Raw genomic sequence first — 1,384 nt, 5'->3', positions numbered from 1 at the left:
GCTCAAGACGTTGCCGGCTGCTCAGGCGGGCCTCGTCGAGTGGGCGACGTTGAAGGGGATGGAGGCACCGGCGGTCAAGGTTCGCGCGGTCCTCTTCTGGTGGCTTGATCACCGGTGCCCGCGCTGCAACGGCACGAAGTACGAGGTGGTGCCCGGCACGAACCGCCAGTCGAGTCGAACCTGTCGACCGTCTCCACAAGGTTGTGGAGGAAGCGGAGAGCGCCAGCTACCTCATGGCCGCGACGGGCGGCTGATTGAGGCGCACATGATCGACTGCCTTCATCGAGCTCGGCAGAAGATCCGCCGCTTCACCTCACAACTGCACGCTGCTAACGAATGATGGCCAAGATGTATCGGAGAGACCGAGTTGACATTTGACACTCCGGCTAGATTTCGGGCGCCAAGCCCAAGGCTTCTCTGGCTACATCCGAGATGAACGCCCGATTGTCGAAGGGCCACTTTCGAGGCGGAATCACGTTCGTGTAGTCGTCAGGCGGCTTCTTTGCAAGGTCGTGCGCTATCAAACTGATGAGGGTGTCGTGTGTCGTTGCCAGCATCCAAGTTGCTCAACAGGGCATACCTGTTGACCAGTTCTGCAAACTGCGGGTATCCGTCAAAGCAAAAGTAAAAGATGAACGCTTGCTCGATCCAAGATATCTGAGCGCCGACAAGACTGGCATAGTGCCATTTCTGCTCATTGCTGAGGTTGGACTGGTCGATCCATCTGACGAGGTGAAATAGTGTCTCAAGAGCGGGTTCCAGCTCGGCACGATATAGCTTGTGTACGCCTCCAAATTGGCTGCGCGCTCTTCTGAAAAGGTTTTCAAGTACGCCCAGTCGTTCGTCGCTACGAGGGAGGTTCATCTCAAGTTCGTTGAGCAGGTTCTGTGGATCGATTATTTGGAGAGCCTCGACCCCTCCCGCTGCCGCCATGAACTCGTGGACGACGACAGCTTGCCCGGCAAAATTTGGCCTGTACCACGCGATCATCGCTGCGCGTCCTTCCTCATTGCCGTCATGCCGGGCTTGGCCGATAAGTTCGTGGTACGAGGAAAGCCATGAAAACAGAGACTGCTCGAAGCTCTGGATCGCGGCGCTTTCATTGGAACGCTTAAGTTCGGCCAGCGATGCTTGCAACTCGTGGCGCTGAAGCAGAAGCGTTAGAAAGACCAGGATTACGGTCGCGAGTCCGACAACCGGGTTCACCAGTCCACCTACGTAGTCGCCGAGCTGGCCCCAGTGCTGTGGGTCTCCAGAGACGCCTTGTCCTCGGAAGCTAGTGTAGTGCGCCACTCAAATATGTACTTATTATTTGACCCTTGCCAGCGCAGCCTTGGCTCGCGTGACCTTTGCCAGGATGTCAGTCGCCCTCGCAGTCCAGATG

The 1,384-nt window shown here is 57.2% G+C and carries 1 protein-coding gene and 1 pseudogene; one reads left to right on the top strand and one right to left on the bottom strand.

Annotation, left to right across the window (positions count from 1 at the left end):
- Nucleotides 1-340, top strand: a pseudogene (locus tag AC1DY5_RS55730) (hypothetical protein); the annotation flags it as partial.
- A gap of 149 nt (nt 341-489) precedes the next feature.
- Here the strand turns inward: AC1DY5_RS55730 and AC1DY5_RS55725 are convergent.
- Nucleotides 490-1,206 (bottom strand): putative phage abortive infection protein, encoded by a 717-nt coding sequence (locus AC1DY5_RS55725; protein WP_478122721.1) that lies wholly within the window; start codon nt 1,204-1,206, stop codon nt 490-492.
- Nucleotides 1,207-1,384: the final 178 nt, after the last annotated feature.

Source organism: Variovorax sp. P4_D9, assembly GCF_056401695.1.
The sequence above is the reverse complement of the archived record's forward strand: the minus strand, read 5'-3'. Positions and strand labels throughout refer to the sequence as shown.